Source organism: Stenotrophomonas sp. TWI1409, assembly GCF_039673015.1.
Classification (GTDB): Bacteria; Pseudomonadota; Gammaproteobacteria; order Xanthomonadales; family Xanthomonadaceae; genus Stenotrophomonas; species Stenotrophomonas maltophilia_A.
On the sequence record NZ_JBDJKU010000026.1, the window covers coordinates 1 to 21,412 of the forward strand.

The window sequence follows — 21,412 nt, forward strand, 5'->3', positions numbered from 1 at the left end:
GCGCCAGCGAGCCCCCATGGACGGGTCTACGGCGTGTCCTGCCCACCCACACCGCCCCGCCATCCCGCGGATAGCCGCTGTTGCTGTTGCCGTTGCGTTGAGCAGGTGCAGGGCCGCAGGCCCTGCCGACCCACCCTAATCTTCGACCGGGAAGTCCTCGATCGGCTTCAGTACATCGTAGTGCTCGCGATGCAGCTTGCCCTTCAGCTTCGGCAGCTCCGGCAACGGTGCATCCACCCGCGTGTCCGGCAACCGGTCCAGCAGGTTGCGCACCAGCGTCAGCCGACCCAGCCGCTGGTCGTTGAAATCCACCAGCGTCCACGGTGCCGCCTCGCGATGCGTCGCGCGCAGCATCGCCTCGCGGGCCTCGGTGTAGGCGCTGTACTTGCTGCGGGATTTCAGGTCCACCGGGGAGAGCTTCCAGCCCTTCAGCGGATCGAGGTGGCGCTCGGCGAAGCGTTTTTCCTGCTGTTCCTGATCCACGCACAGCCAGTACTTGAACAGCAGGATGCCGTCGTCCACCAGCAGTTGCTCGAATACCGGCGCCTGATGCAGGAACTGCTGGTACTCGGTTTCGCTGCAGTAGCCCATCACCCGCTCCACGCCGGCACGGTTGTACCAGCTGCGGTCCATCAGCACGATCTCGCCGGCGGCCGGAAGGTGCGAGGCGTAGCGCTGGAAATACCACTGCGTGGCTTCGCGGTCGGTCGGCTTGGGCAGTGCCACCACCCGGCATTGACGCGGGTTGAGGTGCTGGCTGATGGCCTGGATCGCGCCGCCTTTGCCTGCGGTATCTCGGCCTTCGAACAGCACCAGCAGGCGTTGCCCGCTGTGCTGCACCCAGCGCGCCATCGCGGTCAGTTCCAGCTGCAGCGGCAGCAGCAATTCGTCGTAGTCCTTGCGCTTGAGCTTGGCCATCATCACACCACGCGGGGAGGGAGCCCGAGCGTAGCGCAGGGATCGCTCAGGCGATGTCGAGGCCCTGCCAGCCATGCTCGCCGGCCAGTCGCTGCAGCAGCGCCGACAGGTCGCGGGCGAAGCTGGCCATGTCGAACAATCCACTGCGCTCGCGTGCCTGCGCCAGCTCGGCGTGCAACGCTGCCAGTGCTGCCGGGTCGTTGCCCAGCACGCTAGCGGTGGCGATGAATGCCGCATCGTCGGCGACATTCATCCGTGCCAGCCCCAGATGGTGATTGAGGCTGCCGGCCACGCGCGCGGCGAAGGTGTCGCCCGGGCAGGTCAGTACCGGGCAGCCGGCCCACAGCGCATCGGAGGCGGTGGTGTGTGCGTTGTACGGATGCGTGTCGAGGAACAGGTCGGCCAGCGGATAGCGAGCCAGGTACTGCGGATGTGGCAGCTTGGCCATGAACACCAGGCGGGCCGGGTCCAGGCCGGCAGCCTGCGCGGCGGTGCGCAGGCGGCCGTCGGCCTGGCCGGGACCGGACAGCAGCCACAGCACGCTGCCGGGCACCGCCTGCAGCACCGCGAAGGCGCGGCCCATGCTGCGTGGATTGAGCTTGTAGCTGTTGTTGAAGCAGCAGAACACCACGCCCTGTTCGGGCAGGCCGCACTCGGCCCGGGACGGTGCCGGTTCGAGCAAGCGGGTGTTGTCCGAGGGCTGGAACGCACGCGGCAGGCGCAGTACGCGCTCGCTGTAGTGGGGTTCCAGTGACGGCGGCAGAACGAAGCTGTCGCCGATCACCGCATCCATCCACGGCGCACCGGACGTGCCGGGATAGGCCAGCCAGTTCAACTGCAGCGGGGCAGGGCGCATCGCCAGCACTTCCGGCGTACCGCCGCCGCCCCAGCCGCGCAGGTCGAACAGCAGGTCGATGCCCTGTGCGCGGATGCGTGCAGCAGTGTCTGCATGGCGCAGCGCGGCCACATCATGCAGCTGCGTGGCCACCTGCAGGCGCTGGCGGATGCGGCTGCCGTCATCGTGGTTCAACGCGAACAGGTGCAGCTGCAACGCCGGGTCACGACGCAACTGCTCGAACAGGGCCACGGTCAACAATCCGGTGGGATGGGCGCCGAAACCATTGGAAAGGAAGCCGACCCGCAGCGGGCCCTGGGAACGCACCTTCACTGGCGGCAACGGCCGCACTGAAGTGGCAACGGCGGATGCACGGGCACGCGCGCAGGCCAACTGCTCGGCTGCGCTGGCATCTTCGCTGAGGAACGCGAACGGTTCGACCACGCCCTGCCCAGAGGCAAGTGCACCACGTACCTGTGCCGCCAGCGCGTCCACGTCCTGCCAGTCGCACAGGCGACGCTGCCAGGCCAGGCGCTGGGCGGCGATATAGGGTTCGCCCGGCATCAGTGCATGCGCACGGCGATAGGCTGCCGCCGCGCCTTCGGCATCATCGGCATCTTCCAGCGCATGGCCCAGCCACAGGGCAATGCCCGGGTGCTGCGGGGCCAACGCCGAGGCCTGGCCGAGCAGTTTCGCCGCATCGGCATGCGCGCCGGCCATCCAGGCCACGCGGCCCAGCCGCGCCAGCGCTTCAGGGTGGTTCGGGCGCAGCTGCAGTGCACGGCGCGCGGCCTGCTCGCCGGCGGCGATGTCGCCGGCTTCCAGTTCCAGGTCCGCCAGCATCACCCAGGCGACGAAGTCGCCCGGCTGGCGTGCAATCGCCTGTTGCAGGTGCTGCCGCTGCTGCCAGGCCGACATGCGACTCAGCCCGCCGACAACTGGGCCAGGGCGTCGACCTGGTGCTCGTGGCTGAGCCGCTGCAGCAGCGGGTCGAGGTCGCCGGCCAGCACGTTGGGCAGGTCGTACAGGGTCAGGCCTTCCACGCGGTGGTCGGTGATCCGGCCCTGCGGGAAGTTGTAGGTGCGGATGCGCTGGCTGCGGTCACCGCTGCCCACCTGCAGGCGCCGCGATTCGGCCTGCGCCGCGTCCTGGCGCTGGCGCTCGGCATCGAGCAGCTGTGCCTTCAGGCGCTTCATCGCCTTGTCGCGGTTGGCGTGCTGGCTGCGCTCGGTCTGGCATTCCACCACCACGCCGGTCGGCACGTGGGTGATGCGGATGGCCGATTCGGTCTTGTTGACGTGCTGGCCGCCGGCACCGGACGAACGGAACGTATCCACCTTCAGGTCGGCCGGGTTGATGACGATGTCATCGACCTCATCGGCCTCGGGAATGATCGCCACGGTGGCCGCCGAGGTATGGATGCGGCCCTGCGATTCGGTGGCCGGCACGCGCTGCACGCGGTGCGTGCCCGATTCGAACTTCAGGCGCGAGAACGCGCCACGCCCGACCACGCGCGCCACCACTTCCTTGTAGCCGCCATGCTCGCCCGGGCTGTCCGATTCGATCTCGACCTTCCAGCCCTGGCGCTCGGCGTAGCGGGCGTACATGCGGAACAGGTCGCCGGCAAAGATCGCGGCCTCGTCGCCGCCGGTACCCGCGCGCACTTCCAGGAACAGGTTGCCTTCGTCACGCGGGTCGCGCGGCACCAGCAGCAGCGCCAGCTCCTGCTCCAGTTCCTGCAGGCGCGCCTGTGCAGCAGCGATTTCCTCATCGGCCAGCTCGCGCAGGTCCGGGTCGGCGCGCATGCCTTCGGCGGCGGCCAGATCGGCCTTGGCACGGGCTTCATCGGCCAGGGCGATGGCGATCGGTTCAAGTTGGGCGAATTCGCGCGAAAGGTCGCGGAAACGAGTGTTGTCGGCGACCACATCGGGTTCGGCGAGCAGGCGTTCCAGTTCTTCGCGGCGCTCGGCCAGCGCTTCCAGCTTACGGCGCAGGGTCGGCGTCATCGGGTCTCACGGGTGGGTGGCGGTAACCCGGCGTGGCCGGGAACAGGCGCTCGGCGGCGCGGGTCAGGTCGGCATCGCCACTCAGCGCGGCCGCACGCAGGGCGGCGGTCGGCGGATGCAGCAGGCGGTTGGTCAGGCCGTGGGCAAGCAGCTCCAGCACTTCGTCGGCCGGCTTGCCGTTGGCCAGTTGCTGGCGTGCGCGCTCCAGCAGCTCGGCACGGGTGGCTTCGCCGAACGCGCGCAGCTGCCGCAGCGGCGCCTGATGGGCGCTGGCCTGCTGGGTCTCGACGAAGCGCGACACCTGCAGGTCGATGATCGCCTCGGCTTCGGCGGCGGCCTCGCGGCGGCCACGGCGGTTGTCTTCCACCGCGCGTTCGAGATCGTCTACGGTGTAGAGGAAGGCATCGTTGAGCGTGCCGACCTCGGCCTCGATGTCGCGCGGTACGGCCAGGTCGAACAGCAGCATCGGCTTGTGCCGGCGCGCGCGCAGGGCCTTGGCCACCATTTCGCGATGGATCACCGGTTCGCGCGCAGCGGTGGCCGAGAACACCACGTCGGCCTCACCCAGGTGGCGGTCCAGTTCGGTCAGCGGCAGCGCCACGCCACCATGTCGGCTGGCCAGTTCCTGCGCGTGGGCGAGGGTGCGGTTGGCGATCAGCAGCCGGCGTACCTTGCCTTCGCTCAGGTGCCGTGCAGCCAGTTCGATGGTCTCGCCGGCACCGACCAGCAGTACGGTGGAATCGTCCAGCCGCGCGAACGCGTTCTGCGCCAGGCGCACCGCCGCCGACGCCACCGATACCGGGTTGGCGCCGACCTGGGTATCGGTGCGCGCACGCTTGGCCACCGAGAAGGTCTGCTGGAACAGGCGGTCCAGGCGTTGGCCGAGCAGGCCATGGTCGCGCGCGGTCGACCAGGCATCCTTCACCTGGCCGAGGATCTGCGGTTCACCCAGCACCATCGAGTCCAGCCCGGTGGCGACCCGGAACAGGTGGCGCACGGCCTCGGCGTCGGCGTGCTGGTACAGGTAGCCCTGCAGGTCGCCGGCCTGGGTGTGCAGCCACTGGTCCAGCGCCTGTGCCGAATCGGCCACGGCGTACAGCTCGGTGCGGTTGCAGGTGGACAGCAGCACCGCCTCGGCGATCTGCGGGGTATCGCGCAGCGAACCGAGCGCGCGCGGCAACGCCTCACCGGCGAAGGCCGCGCGTTCGCGCAGCTCCACCGGTGCGGTCTGGTGATTCAGTCCGAGCACCCACAGGGTCATTGTTCAGTTGCTTGCGATAAGCTGCTGGCCATTGGACGACATTTTAAGGCCCCGATGCCGACGATGCCCGCATTGATTCGCATCCCCAGTGTTCTGCTGCTGTCCCTGGCCTGCAGCCAGGCCCTGGCAGCGGTGCCGGCCAAGGCCCCCGTGCGGGCCGCGGCCACTGAGCAACTGGCGCTGGAACCGGTGATGGCCGGGGAATTTGCCCTGCAGGCCGGCAAGCTGGCCGAGGCCGCGCGCTGGTACCTGCAGGCGGCCCAGCAGACCGACGGCGACGCCGGCCTGGCCGAGCGCGCGACCCGCATTTCCATGCTCGCCAACGATGATGCCAGCGCCGCCAAGGGCCTGGCCCTGTGGCAGCAGCGCGCCCCGCGTTCGTTGACCATGCGCAGTGCGGCCGGTGCGCTGGCCATGCGCCAGGGCGATGTGAAGGCTGCCCGCACCGAACTGCAGGGCCTGCTGGCCGACCCCGACGAGCGCGGCTGGAAGTTCGCCCTGGCCGCACTGATCGGTGGCGGCCGTGATCCAGCGGTGCCCGCGCAGGTGCTGGGTGAGCTGGTCGACGCCAATGCCATTCCGCCGAAGATCGAAGCCTGGCAGGAGTTTGGCCGCCTTGCCCTGCGCATGGAAAAGCCCGAGCTGGCCCGGCGCATGATCGATGAAGTGGTCAAGCGCTTCCCGGAAGAGCCACGTGTGGCGCTGCTGCGTGCCAGCCAGCTGCAACAGGCGGGCGAGACCGGCAAGGCGTTGTCGCTGCTGCACGATGTGGAGCCGAAGACCCGCCAGGACCCGGAACTGCGCAATGCGGTGGCCATTGCCTATGACAGTCTCGGCCAGCCGTCCGCCGCCGAGCGCGTGCTGGCGTTCGGCCCGCAGGACGTGCAGACCTGGGGCATGCGGGCCTCGCTGCTGGCCAAGCAGGGCGACAAGGCCGCGCTGTCCAATCTCTACAACGAACTGTCGCGGCAGGCGGCCAAGCCGGACCCGGCGCAGCGCCTGCTGCTGGGCAAGATCGCCGAGTACCTGAAGCGTTATCCCGAGGCGGTGCAGTGGTACCACAGCGTGCCCGGTGGCGATGAGCTGAGCGAGGCGCGCCTGCGCGCGGCCAATGCCCAGGCCCTGGCCGGGCGTCTGCCGCTGGCGCTGGACGAAGTGCATGCGATCCAGTCCGATGCGGTGGTCGACGACGACGTGCGCCGCGACGCCTACCTGCTGGAAGCCGAACTGCGCCAGCGCGCCGACGACAGCGCCGGTGAACTGGATGCGCTGGCCCGCGGCCTGGCCGCTTACCCGGATGACAACGGCCTGCTGTACGCCCGAGCGCTCACCTGGGAACGCCGCGACGACATCCCGCGCGCCGAGGCCGATCTGCGCAAGATCCTGGTGACGGAGCCGGAGAACGTGCCGGCTTTGAACGCGCTGGGTTACACCCTGGCCGATCGCACCGGCCGCCTGCAGGAAGCACTGGAGCTGATCGACCGCGCCCGCGTGGCCGAACCGGACAACGCCGCCATCGTCGACAGCTACGGCTGGGTGCTGTATCGCCTGGGCCGCAAGGAAGAGGCTCTGGTGCAACTGCGCCGGGCCTGGACCCTGGCCAAGGACCCGGAGATCGCTTCGCACGTTGGCGAAGTGCTGTGGGTGCTGGGCAAGCACGATGAGGCCCGTCATTTCTTCGAGGAAGCGGCCAAGCTCGACCCTGAAAACCGCGCGCTGCTGCGCGCCCGCGAGAAATTCAATCCATGAGTGTTTTCCTGATCCGGCCGCTGCTGTTGGCGGCCGCGACCCTGGCGGTCAGCGCCTGCACCAGCGTGGGCACGCAGAAGACCCCGGCGCCGGCGGTGGTCGAGATCGTTTCGGCCGAAGCGGCGCAGGCCGAGGCCGCACGCGTGGCCGCGCTGCAGGCACAGCCGGACTGGGCCTTCCAGGGCCGGGTCGCGGTCAGCAAGGGCAAGGATGGCGGCAGTGGCCGCATCGACTGGAAGCAGGACGGCCGCCGCTACGTGGTCGAATTGAGCGCGCCGGTGACCCGGCAGAGCTGGAAGCTGACCGGCGATACCCATTCCGAAGCTGGGCGCCTGGAAGGGCTGGCCGGCGGTCCGCGCGATGGCGAGGATGCCCAGCAGCTGCTGCTGGAGGCGACCGGCTGGGACATTCCGGTCAACCAGCTGCCGGAGTGGATCCGTGGCCTGGTGGCCGGCGACGCCGCTGGCCCGGAGAAGGTCGAGCGCGATGGTGAAGGCCGGCCGCGTCGCATGCAGCAGATGGGCTGGCAGGTGCAGTACCTGGACTGGTACCCGGCCGAGGCCGGGCGCCCGGCGTTGCCGCGCCGGATCGAAGCCAGCAATGGCGACGCCAAGGTACGCCTGCTGGTGGACCAGTGGGGGCAGGGCGCGCCATGAGCGGGGCAGTCGACGACGCGGGCTGGTCCTGGTGGCCGGCCCCGGCCAAGCTGAACCTGTTCCTGCACATCACCGGCCGCCGCGCCGACGGTTACCACGAGCTGCAGACCGTGTTCCGTCTGCTGGACTGGGGCGACCGCATCGGCCTGCGCCTGCGTGAAGACGGCCAGGTGCGCCGGCAGGGCGAGGGGCTGGCTGGCGTGGCCGAGGCCGATGATCTGGCGGTGCGTGCCGCGCGATTGCTCAAAGAAGTGGCAAATGTCGCGCAAGGTGCGGACATCATCGTTGAAAAGCATGTATCTGCCGGTGGTGGCTTCGGCGGCGGTTCGTCCGATGCCGCCACCGTGCTGGTGGTGCTGAACCGCCTGTGGCGGGCCGGTCTGGACGAGGGCGCGCTTGCCGCGCTGGGCCTGCGCCTGGGGGCGGACGTGCCGGTGTTCGTGCGCGGGCGCAATGCCTGGGCCGAAGGGGTGGGCGAGCGCCTGCAGCCGATCGCGCTGGAACCGGCCTGGTATGTGGTGGTTGAACCGGGCGTTCATGTTCCCACCCCGGCCCTGTTCGCAGACCCGGATTTGACGCGCGACAGCCCAGTGGCGAAAATAGAGGACTTCGCTTCCGGAACCCTGGTCGGGAACGCGTTCGAACCGGTGCTGCGCCGCCGTGAGCCTGCCGTCGAGGCAGCGTTCGCAGCGTTGAGCGACATCGGCACGGCGCGGCTGACCGGTTCGGGAAGTGGTTGTTTCGTCGAGTTCGCATCGCAGTCTGCCGCAGAGCAGGGACGGTCGAAGTTGCCGAAGGAGTTGCGGGCAAGGGTGGCAGCGGGCGTTGCGCGTTCGCCACTGCTGGATGCACTCGAGCAACACTGATTTATCAATGCAGGGGCGTCGCCAAGAGGCCCAAGGCACCAGGTTTTGATCCTGGCATTCGTAGGTTCGAATCCTACCGCCCCTGCCAATAGCGGCTGTGTCCGCGCCTTCCAGCGCATCGCCTGCGCGGGACGTGGAAACAACCGCGGTGTTGTCAGCAGCAAGGGTCCATCGGGTCCTTGCCGACTCCGGATCCCCGCCACTCGTCCCCGCCCGAGACAATCATGATGCAAGAGTCCCCGAACCTGCTGGTCTTTTCCGGCAACGCCAACAAACGTCTGGCGCAGAACATCTGCAAGGAACTGGGGGTTCGCCCGGGCAAGGCGTTGGTCTCGCACTTCTCCGATGGTGAAGTGCAGGTGGAAATCGAAGAGAACGTCCGCAAGCAGGACGTGTTCGTGATCCAGCCGACCTGCGCGCCGAGCGCGGAAAACCTGATGGAACTGCTGGTGCTGATCGACGCGCTCAAGCGCGCATCGGTGGCCAGCGTGACCGCCGTGGTGCCGTACTTCGGCTACTCGCGCCAGGATCGCCGCATGCGTTCCTCGCGCGTGCCGATCACCGCCAAGCTGGCGGCGAAGATGTTCAGCACCGCTGGCGCTGATCGCGTGCTGACCGTCGACCTGCACGCCGACCAGATCCAGGGCTTCTTCGATATTCCGGTGGACAACGTGTATGCGTCCCCGCTGCTGCTGGCCGACATCTGGCGCGCCTACGGCACCGAGAACCTGATCGTTGTGTCGCCGGACGTGGGCGGCGTGGTCCGCGCCCGTGCGGTCGCCAAGCGCCTGGATGACGCCGATCTGGCGATCATCGACAAGCGCCGCCCGCGCGCCAACGTCTCCACCGTGATGAACATCATCGGTGACGTCGAAGGCAAGACCTGCGTGATGGTCGATGACATCGTCGATACCGCCGGCACCCTGTGCGCCGCTGCCGCTGCCCTGAAGGCGCGCGGTGCGCTCAAGGTCGCCGCCTACTGCACCCACGCGGTGCTGTCGGGCCCGGCGGTGGACAACATCACCAATTCCCAGCTCGACGAGCTGGTGGTGACCGACACCATCCCGCTGAAGGACGCCGCGCGGGTGTGCAGCAAGATCCGCCAGCTGAGCGTGGCGGAAATGCTGGCCGAAACGATGCGCCGCATCGCCTTCGGCGAGTCGGTCAGCTCGCTGTACGTCGACTGAGTTTTTCGTCCCTGCCGGCAACGGCGGGGACATACCCCGGGTGCTTCTGGTCGCGGAAGCATCTTCAACCGCCACGCCGCAAGGCGCGGCAACAACCTGAGTAGTCGAAAATGTCGAAGACCCATGAAATCAAGGTCACCAAGCGTGAACTGCAGCGTAAGGGTGCGAGCCGCCGCCTGCGTCACGCTGGTGTGATCCCGGCCATCGTGTACGGCGGCAACGCCGAGCCGGTCGCCATCAGCCTGGACCACAACGAAATCTGGCTGGCCCAGCAGAACGAGTGGTTCTATGCCTCGATCCTGGACCTGAACCTGGACGGCCAGGTGCAGAAGGTCCTGCTGCGTGACATGCAGCGCCATCCGTACAAGCAGCTGATCATGCATCTGGACTTCCAGCGCGTGAACGAGAACGAAGCCCTGACCGCTTCGGTCCCGCTGCACTTCATCAACGAAGACACCTCGCCGGCCGGCAAGGCTGCCGACGTCGTGGTCACCCACGAACTGAAGGAAGTGACCATCACCTGCCTGCCGAAGGACCTGCCGGAGTCGATCGAAGTCGACCTGGGAGAGCTGAAGGCCGGTGACGTGGTGTACCTGTCCAACATCAAGCTGCCGAAGGGCGTGGAAATCCCGGCCCTGGCGCTGGGCAAGGACCACGACGACGCCATCGTCACCGCCAAGGCCGGCAAGGCCGACGCGGCTGACGAAGAAGCGGCTGCCGCCGAGTAATACCGCTACGGTGCCTGCCTCCGGGCAGGCACCGTATTGGAAGGAACCATGGCAGGACTGCGACTGATCGTCGGTCTGGGCAACCCCGGATCGGAACACGCCCGGACCCGGCACAATGCCGGGTTTCATTTCGTTGAGGCCCTGGCGGAAAAAGCCGGTGCACGATGGAATGTGGACAGCAAGCTGTTCGGTGAGACCGCCAAGGTCGAGATCGCCGGGCAGACGGTGTGGCTGCTCAAGCCCGCCACCTTCATGAACCTCAGCGGCAAGTCGGTCACCGCCGCACAGCGGTTCTGGAAGATCGAGCCGGAAGAAACCCTGCTGGCCCACGACGAACTGGACCTGGCGCCCGGCGTGGCGCGGCTGAAGTTCGACGGTGGCCACGGTGGCCAGAACGGCCTGCGCGACACCATCCGCCTGCTCGGCCACGGCAAGTTCCATCGCCTGCGCGTGGGTATCGGCCATCCCGGCCATAAGGACCGCGTGGTGGGTTGGGTGCTGGGACGCCCTTCCAAGGACGATGAAGTACTGATTTCGCGCGCCATCGATGATGCGATCGACGTGCTGCCGCTGGCGGTGCAGGGCGATTTCAGCGAAGCGATGAAGCGGCTGCACACCCCGCGCTGACCATGACCGACCCGCGTACTCCCTGCACCGTGTGTGGCGCCATGATCCTGCTGGCGACGGCGGCCCGGAACAATGGGCTCTGCATGCCGTGCCGGAATGGAACGCGGCAAAGCATGGAAATGGCGAGAACGCGGGATCGGGAGATTCGCGAAGAGCGGAAGCGCTTCGGAGAATCCGCAGAGGGGCGGCATTGGCATTGGTTGATCGAACAGGTCCACGGGAACGGTTGTGGATTTGCCGGATTGTCAGTGCAGGATCAGCGTTACTTTGCGATCAACGCGCTCATCAATGATGTCTATCGTGGAGGGCTTGATGCCTATTTCCTCAATTCTGCTGGCGCTTACATTGCTGAAGCGCTTGCAGGGCTTGGGGAGATGCAGCAGCTTGGCGTGCGAGACATCGTGCTCGCTGCCCAGCAGCTACTGTTTGGCAATGAGGCCATGGAAGATCATCATGCGCAAAGACGCCTGCAGATCTATCGTGCTGACGGGTGGCTCGACGATGAAGTCGAAACAGCACTTGATGCGCTGGATGGGCGATTCTATGCACTGGTCGACGAGGGCCAGCTTGAAGAACTGCTGAAAGCGTACGCAGAACGTCACAGGTTGTACGCCGCGTTCTAGCGCGGGCTACTGGAAGGACGATTGGGGATTGAAGGCATGCCCGCAGGCGAGCCTTGAATCCCGAATCATCCACTTACACTCAAACCCGGATTCAACCCATGGGTATCAAATGCGGCATCGTCGGCCTGCCCAACGTCGGCAAGTCGACCCTGTTCAATGCGCTGACCAAGGCGGGTATCGCCGCGGCGAACTTCCCGTTCTGCACCATCGAACCGAACGTCGGCATCGTGCCGGTGCCGGATCCGCGCCTGAACGAGCTGGCAGCGATCATCAACCCACAGAAGGTCATCCCGACCGCAGTCGAATTCGTCGACATCGCCGGCCTGGTGGCCGGTGCCGCCAGCGGTGAAGGCCTGGGCAACAAGTTCCTGGCGCACATCCGCGAAGTCGATGCGATCACCCACGTGGTGCGCTGCTTCGAGAACGCCGACGTCATCCACGTCAACAACAAGGTCGACCCGATCTCGGACATCGAAACCATCGATACCGAGCTGGCGCTGGCCGACCTGGACAGCGTCGAGAAGGCGCTGAACCGTGCCGAGCGTGCGGCCAAGGGGGGTGACAAGGACGCCGCGGCGCGCAAGCCGGTGCTGGCCAAGCTGCAGGCTGCGTTGTCCGACGGCAAGTCCGGCCGTTCGGTGGGCCTGGATGAGGAAGAGAAGGCGCTGGTGCGCGATCTGTTCCTGCTGACCCTGAAGCCGGTGATGTACATCGCCAACGTGCTGGAAGACGGTTTCGACAACAACCCGCACCTGGAAGCCGTGCGTGCGCATGCTGCCGCCGAAGGCGCGCAGGTGGTGCCGGTGTCGGCCGCGATCGAAGAGGAGCTGTCCCAGCTCGATGACGAAGACCGCGATACCTTCCTGGCCGATCTGGGCCTGAGCGAGCCGGGCCTGAACCGCGTGATCAACGCGGCCTACAGCCTGCTCGGCCTGCAGACCTACTTCACCGCCGGCGTGAAGGAAGTCCGTGCGTGGACCGTGCGCAAGGGCGCCACCGCCCCGCAGGCCGCCGCGGTCATCCACACCGACTTCGAGAAGGGCTTCATCCGCGCCGAAACCATCGCGTATGACGACTTCATCAAGTACAAGGGCGAAGCCGGCGCCAAGGAAGCCGGTCGCCTGCGCCTGGAAGGAAAGGAATACCGCGTGCAGGAAGGCGACGTGCTGCACTTCCGCTTCAACGTCTGATCCAGCAGCAACGGATCGACCCCGGGACGCCCCGCCTTGTGCGGGGCGTTCGCGTTTCTGGTGATGGACAAAAAAGCACCAGGCTGCGAAACGCTTGCGGTGCGACGTTTGCCGGCACTTGTCCACAGCAAACTCCCATCGCTTTCCACGTCGGATGTGGAAAACCGTGGGGGCGGATCCCTTTCCACGGGAAAGGGCTCCGACCCCGATCAGTGCAGTCGGACCGTGGACAGAATTTCACCACGTTTCGAAACGCCTGCGCTGCAATGCTCGCGCCCACTTGTCCACACCAAGTTCCCATCGCTCTCCACGTCCGGTGTGGAAAACAATCGAAGGGCATGGACAAAAAATCACCACGTCCGGAAACGCCCGCACTGCAAGCCTCGCGGCCACTTGTCCACACCAAGTTCCCATCGCTTTCCACGCGCGGTGTGGAAAACCCGCGTGGCCCGCTCTGGTAGTCGCCCACCTTGGTGGGCGCGTGGCAGATCAGTGCCCACCAAGGTGGGCATCTACCAGAGCCAGGTTCCCAAACAACAAGGCCCGCCAATGGCGGGCCCTGTCGTCCACGTTCTGCAATGCGGCGTGCCTTACAGCGCGCTGCCACCGAACTTGTGGGTGTACTGCAGGTTGATGGTGCGGCCGACGCTGTCGAACCAGGACACGTCGTAGTACGGATACGCGGTGTACGTGGCGTCCTTCGGCGGCATCTTGTTGAACACGTTGACCACCGACAGCGACAGGCGCGAGTGGTCGTCGAAGCGGTACTGCAGCGACGCGTTGTAGCGGTAGGTTGCCTTGATGTACGGGCTGTCACCGCTGTCCCACTTGAATACCTGGTCGTAGCTGTCCGAGGTCGGCAGCTTGCCCAGGCGCGAACCATAGACCGTGGCCGACCACGCGTCCTTCTCCCAGGTCACGCTCAGGCTGGTCTTGGTACGCGGGATGTCGAAGTTGCTGTTGACCGCGAACTGGTCCTGGATCGGATCACCGGGGTAGCGCTGGAAATCGTGCTTCTTCACCCAGGTGTGGGTGCCGTTGAGGATGAAGTCGCCGATGCCGGTCTGCAGGCGGTAGCGCAGGCCAATGTCGATGCCGGAGGTCGATTCGCGGGCGACGTTGATCGGGGCGACACGCACGCCGTACAGGCGGCCATCACTGGTGCGGGTGATGCGGTCGAGCGCGTCCACGCAGGTCGGCGAGTTGATGTCGGCACTGCCGAGGCGGCAGTTCGCTTCGCTGGCCAGGATCGTGCGCACGTCCATGTCCTGCACCTGCTTGCGCATGTCGATGTCGAACCAGTCCACCGACAGGTCCAGGCCGATCGCCGGCGACCAGACGAAGCCGGCACTCCACGAGGTGCTGGTTTCCGGGTCGAGCTGGCGGTTGCCGGTGCGGCTGCGGATCAGGTTGTGCTCGTAGTCGGAACAGTCGGCGGCATCGTCGGCGCGGCAGCTGTACAGGTCCACTGCGCTGGTCTCGTCGTTGCCCGGGCCGGCGAACACGTAGTGGAGGTCCGGCGCACGGAACGCGGTGCCGTATGAACCGCGGACCAGCAGCGTGTCGATCGGGCGCCATTCCAGACCACCGCTCCAGGTCGCCTTGCCGATGGTGTGGCCGGAATAGCGGTACTGGTCGTAGCGGCCGGCCACGCTCAGGTTGACCGTCTCGTGCAGCGGCATGCGCAGCTCCGCAGCGGTCGCCCAGCGGTTGCGCGAGCCCTTGCCGTCCGAATCCTTCCAGCTGTAGTAGTAGTACTCGGTCGCCAGCGGATCGGGGTTCAGCGAGTACGCCTGCTGGCCCACTTCCACGGTCGCGGCGAAGCCGGCATCACCGCCCGGCAGGCCGAACAGCGCGGAATTGGTCAGCGTGAACGCAGCCGTCTCGGTGCGCGACTTCGGGGTGTAGGTGGTGCGCGCCGCGATCGAATCGTACTCGGCGCGAGTCAGCGGCCGGTACAGACGCGACGGGTCGGCGTTGTAGATCGGGAAGCCGTCGTCGTCCACGCCCAGCTGCGGGCCCAGGAACAGGTCATTGGCTTTGGCGGCGATGATCTGTGCCCAGCTGATCCGCGACTGGTACTGCGAATGGCTCAGGGCCGCTTCGTAGTCCCAGTTGCCGGCCAGGTTGCCCTTGAAGCCGGTGGTCACGCTGAAGGTCTTCTGCGTGCTGCGCACCATTGCATTGCGCAGGCCACCCATCTCCTCGGGCGAGAACTGGCGCTGCCAGAACTCGATCTCGCCGGTGGCCTGGTTGTTGAAATAGCCCGACTCATCGCCGTTGGCGTCCATGCGGCCCCACTTGGTGACGTCTCGCATCAGCGACATCGTGTGGTAGCCCAGCTGCACATCGGCGAACCACTGCTGGCCGTTGTCGAAGTCGTAGCTCAGCGAGGCGTAGCCATTGGCGCCGCGGCGCTTGCTGAGGATGGTGCCGTAGCCGATCGAGCTGTCGCTGCCGCAGTAGTAACCGTAGCGCGGGCGGTAGGCGCGGTAGGTGCTGCCCTGGTTCTGCCCGGCCAGCGCTTCGCAGGTGGCCGCGCCCGGATCCAGGTAGTCGTCGTTGTAGTCCGTGCGCAGGTAAGCGCGGCGTGCGATGCGTGAGCCCTCGGTGGGGCCGTCCTGGGTCGAATCCTGGATATCGCGCTCGTACGCCCACAGCGGGGTCTGCGACTGCAGTTCAACGCTGTACACGGCGTTGAAGTTGCCACGGCTGAAGCCACTGGCCAGGCTCATGTCGAACGACTCGCCACCGCCTTCGCTGGTGGTGCCCATGCGCATGTCGACGGTGGTGCCGTCGGCCTTCTTCTTCAGGATGAAGTTGACCACGCCGGCGATCGCGTCCGAACCGTAGATGGCCGAGGCACTGCCGGTCAGCACTTCGATGCGCTCGATCATGCCCAGCGGAATGTTGGAGACATCGGTGAAGTTGCTGCGGCCCTTGAACGGCATCGGGAAGTCGGCGATGCGGCGGCCATTGACCAGCACCAGCGTGTGGTTCGGGCCCAGCCCGCGCAGGTCCACCTGCTGGGCGCCCGGCGAGAAGTCGGCGCCGCTGGACGACTGCTGGCTCTGCGTCTCACCGCCGTTCTGGGTCATCGAGCGCAGCACGTCGGGCACGCTGGTGAAGCCGCTGGAGCGGATCTGCTCGGCGCTGATCACCGTGATCGGGGCGGGGCCTTCCACCTGGGCGCGCGGAATGCGCGAACCGGTGACCTGCACCGCATCCAGTTGTTGAACCGAAGAGGAGGCCGGTGCCTGGGCCGCCGCGGAAGCAGCCACGCCCATCAACGCCAGCTGGATCGACCACGCCATCGCCTTTCTACGCATGAGGAATTCTCGGAAATGAAGCCGGCCCGCAGAGGAGGGGCCCTGTCCCCCATTCAGATTTCCGGAATGGGCGCGCGCATTTAACGCCTTTTTTATGCCCTTGACTACTGGGTCCCTATCTGGCAAAGAGTGAAAACGCTTGCAAGTCGATTTTGTTCAGGGAGATCAAGATGCGACGCCTCCATTGCACCCTGCGTGCCCCCTTCGCCTGGCTGGCGCTGCTGGTGTTGGCCGTGCCGTTGGCCGCCCTTGCGCAGGACCTGCAGGGCCCGGGCTTCGCCTACTACGAAGCCGGGGATCTTGACGCACCCCGGCCCGGCCCGCGCGCGCCGGCCATGATGCTGATGGGCGGTGGCGAATGGGTGCCGGAGGCCTTTCACTGGTGGCTGAAGCAGGCCGGCAACGGCCGCGTGCTGATCCTGCGCGCTTCCGGTAGCGATGAGCTGCAGGACCGGCTCTATCGCGAGATCGGTGGGACCACCGCGGTGCAGACGCTGGTCTTCGACAGCCGCCGCGGCGCCGACGATCCGGCCGTGCTGCGCGTGGTGGCTGCGGCCGATGCCATCTTCATTGCCGGTGGTGACCAGTCGCGCTACATCCGCTTCTGGAAGGGCACCGCGCTCAACCGCGCGCTCAATGCCCATGTGCGCGCCGGCAAGCCGATTGCCGGTACCAGCGCCGGGCTGGCCATCCTCGGTGGCTACGCCTACGGCGCGATGGACGGCGGCAGCATCACCTCCGCCGGTGCGCTGGCCGACCCGATGGGCAGTGCGGTGACCATGGACAGTGGCTTCCTGCAGATGCCCTACCTGCAGCGCGTGGTCACCGACACCCACTTCGACAAGCGCGATCGGCTCGGCCGCCTGATCGTGTTCGTGGCGCGCGCCGCGCAGGACAGTGGCGACCCCGACATCGTCGGCATCGGCGTCGACGAGGACACCGCCCTGTGCGTGGAGCCCGATGGCCAGGCACAGGTCTACAGCGCTGACGGCGAGGGCAAGGTCTGGGTGGTCAGCCCCGGCCGCGATGCCGACCGCCTGGTCGAGGGCGAGCCGCTGCGCTTCCACGCGGTGCCTGTAACGGTGGTCGCCAGCGGCAGCCGCATGCGCCTGGATGACTTCCAGGCCGAGGCCGATTACCAGGCGATGGCCGACGTCAGCGACGGCGAGATTGAGTTCACGCTTCGGTAATGCCGGTCGCTGGCCGGCAACTCGCCTTCCCTGATGCGCCCCTTGCCGGCCAGCGGCCGGCACTACCCCGCAATCCATTCCCTCGTTCTGCTGGAGACGTACCCGATGAAACTGCGCCTGGCGCTGTCCGCACTGTTGTCCCTGCCCATGCTTGCCCAGGCCGCACCGGCGGCTTCACCGCTGCTGGTCATCCACGGCGGCGCCGGCGTCGAGCGCAAGGACCTGTCGCCGGCCGAGGAAAAGGCCGCACGTGACGCGCTGCGGGCGGCCCTGTTGAAGGGGCATGCGGAGCTGGCGGCGGGTCGCCCCGCGTTGGCTGCAGTCACCGCTGCGATCACTGTCCTGGAGGACGATCCCACCTTCAACGCCGGCAAGGGCGCGGTGTTCACCCACGACGGCCATAACGAGCTGGATGCGGCTGTCATGGATGGCGCGAGCCAGGCGGCGGGCGCGGTGGCCGGCGTGCAGCGGGTGCGCAACCCGATCCTGCTGGCGCAGACCGTGATGCAGAAATCCAGGCACGTGATGATGGTGGGGCAGGGCGCCGAAGCCTTCGCGGTCGAGCAGGGGATGTCTCTGGTCGATCCCTCCTACTTCCGTACGGAGAAGCGTTGGCAGCAGCTGCAGCGTGCACTGAAAGAAGAGGCCAGTGGCCAGGCGCATGCCGACCTGGAGACTGCAAAGCACTTCGGGACCGTCGGTGCAGTCGCATTGGATGCGCAGGGGCACCTGGCCGCCGGTACCTCCACTGGTGGCATGACCAACAAGCGCTATGGCCGGGTGGGTGACTCGCCGATCATCGGTGCAGGCACCTGGGCCGATGCGCGCTGTGCGGTGTCCGGCACCGGCTGGGGCGAGTACTACATCCGCACCGCGGCCGCGCACGAGATCTGCGCACGCATGCGCTACCAGGGGCAGACGCCGGAACAGGCCGGCAAGGGCGTGATCAACGAGACGATTCCGCAGATGGGGGGTGACGGCGGTGCGATCGTGCTCGCTGCAGACGGAAAAATGGCCACGCCATTCAACACCCAGGGCATGTATCGGGGCTGGATCGGCGGCGACGGCGTCCCTCATGTCGCAATTTTCGCCAACGAGACCCTTGCGGTCCCGGGGCAATAACCTTGCGTATCAATGGGTTTGCGACAGCGTGTGAAAAAAGTGGAAAAAAGCGTTGACAGCCCCCCGTCCCATCAGCAGAATAAGCGGCTCACCACCACACACCGCAACGCTTCGGCGGCAACGGAATGGGGTGGTAAGGAGGGATACCCAAGCGGCCAACGGGGGCAGACTGTAAATCTGCTGGCTTACGCCTTCGGTGGTTCGAATCCACCTCCCTCCACCAGTTTCACGTTGTGACATTCCCGGCGCGGGAGTAGTTCAATGGTAGAACCTCAGCCTTCCAAGCTGATGGTGCGGGTTCGATTCCCGTCTCCCGCTCCATTGAATGAACTTTGAATATTATCGAGTTCATGTCATAATGCAAAACTCGGCTCACGTAGCTCAGTCGGTAGAGCACTTCCTTGGTAAGGAAGAGGTCGAAGGTTCGATTCCTTTCGTGAGCACCATCTTAAGCATCACCTCTCAGACGAATTCGAGATAAGCAGCCATGGCCAAGGGTAAGTTCGAGCGCACCAAGCCGCACGTCAATGTCGGCACCATCGGTCACGTCGACCACGGCAAGACCACGCTGACCGCCGCACTGACCAAGATCGGTGCCGAGCGCTTCGGTGGCGAGTTCAAGGACTACTCCTCGATCGACGCCGCGCCGGAAGAAAAGGCTCGTGGTATCACGATCTCGACCGCGCACGTCGAATACGAATCCCCGGTCCGTCACTACGCCCACGTCGATTGCCCGGGCCACGCTGACTACGTCAAGAACATGATCACCGGTGCCGCCCAGATGGACGGCGCGATCCTGGTGTGCTCGGCCGCTGACGGCCCGATGCCGCAGACCCGCGAGCACATCCTGCTGTCGCGTCAGGTCGGCGTGCCGTACATCGTCGTGTTCCTGAACAAGGCCGACATGGTTGACGACGCCGAGCTGCTCGAGCTGGTCGAAATGGAAGTGCGCGAGCTGCTGAGCAAGTACGACTTCCCGGGCGACGACACCCCGATCATCGCCGGTTCGGCCCGTCTGGCGCTGGAAGGCGACCAGAGCGACATCGGCGTGCCGGCCATCCTGAAGCTGGTCGATGCCCTGGACAGCTGGATTCCGGAGCCGGAGCGCGCTATCGACAAGCCGTTCCTGATGCCGGTGGAAGACGTGTTCTCGATCTCGGGCCGCGGCACCGTGGTGACCGGTCGTATCGAGCGCGGCGTGATCAAGGTTGGCGACGAAATCGAAATCGTCGGCATCCGTCCGGTGCAGAAGACCACCGTGACCGGCGTTGAAATGTTCCGCAAGCTGCTGGACCAGGGTCAGGCAGGCGACAACGCTGGCCTGCTGCTGCGCGGCACCAAGCGTGACGACGTCGAGCGTGGCCAGGTTCTGGCCAAGCCGGGTTCGATCAAGCCGCACACCAAGTTCGAAGGCGAAGTCTACGTCCTGTCGAAGGACGAGGGCGGCCGTCACACCCCGTTCTTCAACGGCTACCGTCCGCAGTTCTACTTCCGCACCACCGACATCACCGGCGCAGCTGCTCTGCCGGAAGGCGTCGAAATGGTGATGCCGGGTGACAACGTCAAGATGGTCGTCACCCTGATCAACCCGGTGGCAATGGACGAAGGCCTGCGCTTCGCTATCCGCGAAGGCGGCCGTACCGTCGGCGCCGGCGTGGTCTCGAAGATCATCGAGTAAGCCTGCAGTACCGGTGGTTGCATAGCGCCGCCGGTTACGCGAATGGCGGGCCGGGAACCTCGGTCCGCCTTCGCCGTCTAAGGGAAGGCAAGTTTCAACACGTACGCCAGTAGCTCAATTGGCAGAGCAGCGGTCTCCAAAACCGCAGGTTGGGGGTTCGAGTCCCTCCTGGCGTGCCATCTGCCCACCTTATCCAGCGGCCTGGGCCGCTAAAGCAGACACAGCCGGATGAATAGCAAGATCGAACACTCCAAGGACAACTCCGCCAACGGCGGGGATATCGTCAAGTACGTCGCCGCATCGCTGCTGGTGCTGGCCGGTCTGTTCGTCTGGTTCTGGTTCTCCGCCGACTCCGGTCGCGCCACCCAGCTGGGTGCGTGGGCGGGTCAGCTGCGTGCGTTGGCGGTTGTGGTCGGTCTGGTTGGCGGTATCGGCGTGTTCATGCTGACCGGCAAGGGGCGCGACACCCGCGAATTCCTCTCCGAGTCGCGCTTCGAACTGCGCAAGGTGGTCTGGCCGACGCGCCAGGAAGCCATCCGCATGACCTGGGTCGTGATGGTGGTGGTGACCATTCTCAGTCTGTTGCTGGGTGGGTTCGATTACGTCATTCAGTGGCTGGTTCAGTTGTTCCTGAGCCGCTAAGGAGAATTGCATGAAGCGTTGGTACGTCGTTCACGCCTATTCGGGCTTCGAGAAGTCGGTGGCGCAGGCTCTGCGCGATCGCATCGTCCGTGACGGCATGGAAGAGCGCTTCGGCGATGTCCTGGTCCCGACCGAAGAAGTGGTCGAGATGCGCGCTGGCCAGAAGCGCCGCTCCGAGCGCAAGTTCTTCCCGGGTTACGTGCTGGTCCAGATCGAGACCCACGAAGAAGCCGGTATTCCGCGCATCGACAACGAAAGCTGGCACCTGGTCAAGGAAACCCCGCGCGTGATGGGCTTCATCGGCGGCACCGCCGACCGTCCGCTGCCGATCGCCGATTCCGAGGCCGAAGCCATCCTGAATCGCGTTCAGGAAGGTGTCGAGAAGCCGCGTCCGAAGGTGCTGTTCGAGCCGGGCCAGATGGTCCGCGTTACCGACGGCCCGTTCAACGATTTCAATGGCGTCGTCGAAGAAGTCAACTACGAGAAGAGCCGTCTGCGCGTCTCGGTGCTGATCTTCGGTCGTGCCACTCCGGTCGAACTCGAGTTCGGCCAGGTCGAAAAGGCCGTCTGACCGGTCCTGTAGGGTCGAGCCATGCTCGACTCCAGGCTCCGGATGGCGGTGCAGTCGAGCATGGCTCGACTCTACAAGGGGAACCGGGCTTTGCCCGGTTTCGTCCGTTTACGTGCCGCTTCAGGCATGTGAAGAAAAAACCTGATATAGTGCGCGGCTCCCCGCTGGGAAGCCAGCAGGACGAGGCCGCCGCAAGGTGGCCTTCAGCATGATTTCAAAACGCGATGCCGGGAC

At 66.1% G+C, this 21,412-nt stretch carries 18 protein-coding genes and 5 tRNA genes; 18 read left to right on the forward strand and 5 right to left on the reverse strand.

Annotated features, from left to right (window positions below):
* Positions 1-135: 135 nt before the first annotated feature.
* Genes ppk2 through hemA form a run of 4 tightly spaced genes read right to left on the reverse strand, consistent with a single transcriptional unit; the run spans position 136 to position 5,020 of the window.
* A complete protein-coding gene (ppk2, locus tag ABE423_RS10460; RefSeq protein ID WP_024957330.1) occupies positions 136-918 on the reverse strand; it encodes a polyphosphate kinase 2 in 783 nt (260 codons plus the stop codon).
* Positions 919-964: 46 nt separating this feature from the next.
* Positions 965-2,671: a tetratricopeptide repeat protein gene (locus ABE423_RS10465; RefSeq protein ID WP_346485981.1), complete on the reverse strand. Its 1,707-nt coding sequence runs from the start codon at positions 2,669-2,671 to the stop codon at positions 965-967.
* Positions 2,672-2,676: 5 nt separating this feature from the next.
* The gene (gene prfA / locus ABE423_RS10470; protein ID WP_010481754.1) at positions 2,677-3,759 is read right to left on the reverse strand and encodes a peptide chain release factor 1; all 1,083 of its coding nucleotides are present in this window, start codon (positions 3,757-3,759) and stop codon (positions 2,677-2,679) included.
* Entirely contained in the window at positions 3,737-5,020 is a 1,284-nt protein-coding gene (gene hemA / locus ABE423_RS10475; RefSeq protein WP_010481752.1) for a glutamyl-tRNA reductase, read from the reverse strand. Before hemA ends, prfA begins: the two co-directional genes overlap by 23 nt.
* Before the next feature lie 63 nt (positions 5,021-5,083).
* Between hemA and ABE423_RS10480 the strand changes: the two genes are divergently transcribed.
* The 9 genes from ABE423_RS10480 (at position 5,084) to ychF (ending at position 12,646) form a co-directional block, all read left to right on the forward strand.
* A complete protein-coding gene (locus ABE423_RS10480) occupies positions 5,084-6,769 on the forward strand; it encodes a tetratricopeptide repeat protein (protein WP_180838369.1) in 1,686 nt (561 codons plus the stop codon).
* Positions 6,766-7,425 carry a lipoprotein insertase outer membrane protein LolB gene (gene lolB / locus ABE423_RS10485; RefSeq protein WP_125895165.1) on the forward strand — a complete coding sequence of 220 codons (660 nt, stop codon included), beginning with the start codon at positions 6,766-6,768 and terminating at the stop codon, positions 7,423-7,425. Before ABE423_RS10480 ends, lolB begins: the two co-directional genes overlap by 4 nt.
* Positions 7,422-8,291 carry a 4-(cytidine 5'-diphospho)-2-C-methyl-D-erythritol kinase gene (gene ispE / locus ABE423_RS10490; protein WP_180838368.1) on the forward strand — a complete coding sequence of 290 codons (870 nt, stop codon included), beginning with the start codon at positions 7,422-7,424 and terminating at the stop codon, positions 8,289-8,291. The genes lolB and ispE overlap by 4 nt, the downstream gene beginning before the upstream one ends.
* Positions 8,292-8,302: 11 nt before the next feature.
* Positions 8,303-8,379: transfer RNA gene (locus tag ABE423_RS10495), tRNA-Gln, on the forward strand.
* Positions 8,380-8,518: 139 nt separating this feature from the next.
* On the forward strand, positions 8,519-9,478 hold the full coding sequence (locus ABE423_RS10500; RefSeq protein WP_005415400.1) for a ribose-phosphate diphosphokinase: 960 nt from the start codon (positions 8,519-8,521) through the stop codon (positions 9,476-9,478).
* Positions 9,479-9,588: 110 nt separating this feature from the next.
* The gene (locus ABE423_RS10505; RefSeq protein ID WP_014036085.1) at positions 9,589-10,206 is read left to right on the forward strand and encodes a 50S ribosomal protein L25/general stress protein Ctc; all 618 of its coding nucleotides are present in this window, start codon (positions 9,589-9,591) and stop codon (positions 10,204-10,206) included.
* Between the two features lie 48 nt (positions 10,207-10,254).
* Positions 10,255-10,833 (forward strand): aminoacyl-tRNA hydrolase, encoded by a 579-nt coding sequence (gene pth / locus ABE423_RS10510; RefSeq protein WP_019338143.1) that lies wholly within the window; start codon positions 10,255-10,257, stop codon positions 10,831-10,833.
* 41 nt (positions 10,834-10,874) lie between these two features.
* Positions 10,875-11,456: a DUF4375 domain-containing protein gene (locus ABE423_RS10515; protein ID WP_232528226.1), complete on the forward strand. Its 582-nt coding sequence runs from the start codon at positions 10,875-10,877 to the stop codon at positions 11,454-11,456.
* Positions 11,457-11,554: 98 nt separating this feature from the next.
* On the forward strand, positions 11,555-12,646 hold the full coding sequence (ychF, locus tag ABE423_RS10520) for a redox-regulated ATPase YchF (protein WP_049422893.1): 1,092 nt from the start codon (positions 11,555-11,557) through the stop codon (positions 12,644-12,646).
* 590 nt (positions 12,647-13,236) lie between these two features.
* Here ychF and ABE423_RS10525 read toward each other — a convergent pair.
* The gene (locus ABE423_RS10525) at positions 13,237-15,975 is read right to left on the reverse strand and encodes a TonB-dependent receptor (protein ID WP_182267310.1); all 2,739 of its coding nucleotides are present in this window, start codon (positions 15,973-15,975) and stop codon (positions 13,237-13,239) included.
* Positions 15,976-16,145: 170 nt separating this feature from the next.
* On the opposite strand from ABE423_RS10525, the gene ABE423_RS10530 reads away from it, so the two are divergent.
* The 9 genes from ABE423_RS10530 to nusG all read left to right on the forward strand — a co-directional run bounded on the left by ABE423_RS10530 (position 16,146) and on the right by nusG (position 21,178).
* A complete protein-coding gene (locus tag ABE423_RS10530) occupies positions 16,146-17,165 on the forward strand; it encodes a cyanophycinase (RefSeq protein WP_134951748.1) in 1,020 nt (339 codons plus the stop codon).
* A gap of 105 nt (positions 17,166-17,270) precedes the next feature.
* Entirely contained in the window at positions 17,271-18,287 is a 1,017-nt protein-coding gene (locus ABE423_RS10535) for an isoaspartyl peptidase/L-asparaginase (RefSeq protein ID WP_121504929.1), read from the forward strand.
* Between the two features lie 137 nt (positions 18,288-18,424).
* Positions 18,425-18,510: transfer RNA gene (locus tag ABE423_RS10540), tRNA-Tyr, on the forward strand.
* Between the two features lie 24 nt (positions 18,511-18,534).
* Positions 18,535-18,608: transfer RNA gene (locus ABE423_RS10545), tRNA-Gly, on the forward strand.
* Between the two features lie 49 nt (positions 18,609-18,657).
* A tRNA-Thr gene (locus tag ABE423_RS10550) sits at positions 18,658-18,733 on the forward strand.
* A gap of 41 nt (positions 18,734-18,774) precedes the next feature.
* Positions 18,775-19,965 carry an elongation factor Tu gene (gene tuf, locus ABE423_RS10555; RefSeq protein ID WP_004154360.1) on the forward strand — a complete coding sequence of 397 codons (1,191 nt, stop codon included), beginning with the start codon at positions 18,775-18,777 and terminating at the stop codon, positions 19,963-19,965.
* A 103-nt stretch (positions 19,966-20,068) separates the two neighbouring features.
* Positions 20,069-20,144 (forward strand) — tRNA-Trp (locus tag ABE423_RS10560).
* Positions 20,145-20,193: 49 nt separating this feature from the next.
* A complete protein-coding gene (secE, locus tag ABE423_RS10565; protein WP_005408202.1) occupies positions 20,194-20,607 on the forward strand; it encodes a preprotein translocase subunit SecE in 414 nt (137 codons plus the stop codon).
* 10 nt (positions 20,608-20,617) lie between these two features.
* Positions 20,618-21,178, forward strand: coding sequence for a transcription termination/antitermination protein NusG (gene nusG / locus ABE423_RS10570; RefSeq protein WP_004154362.1), 561 nt, complete (start codon positions 20,618-20,620; stop codon positions 21,176-21,178).
* Positions 21,179-21,412: the final 234 nt, after the last annotated feature.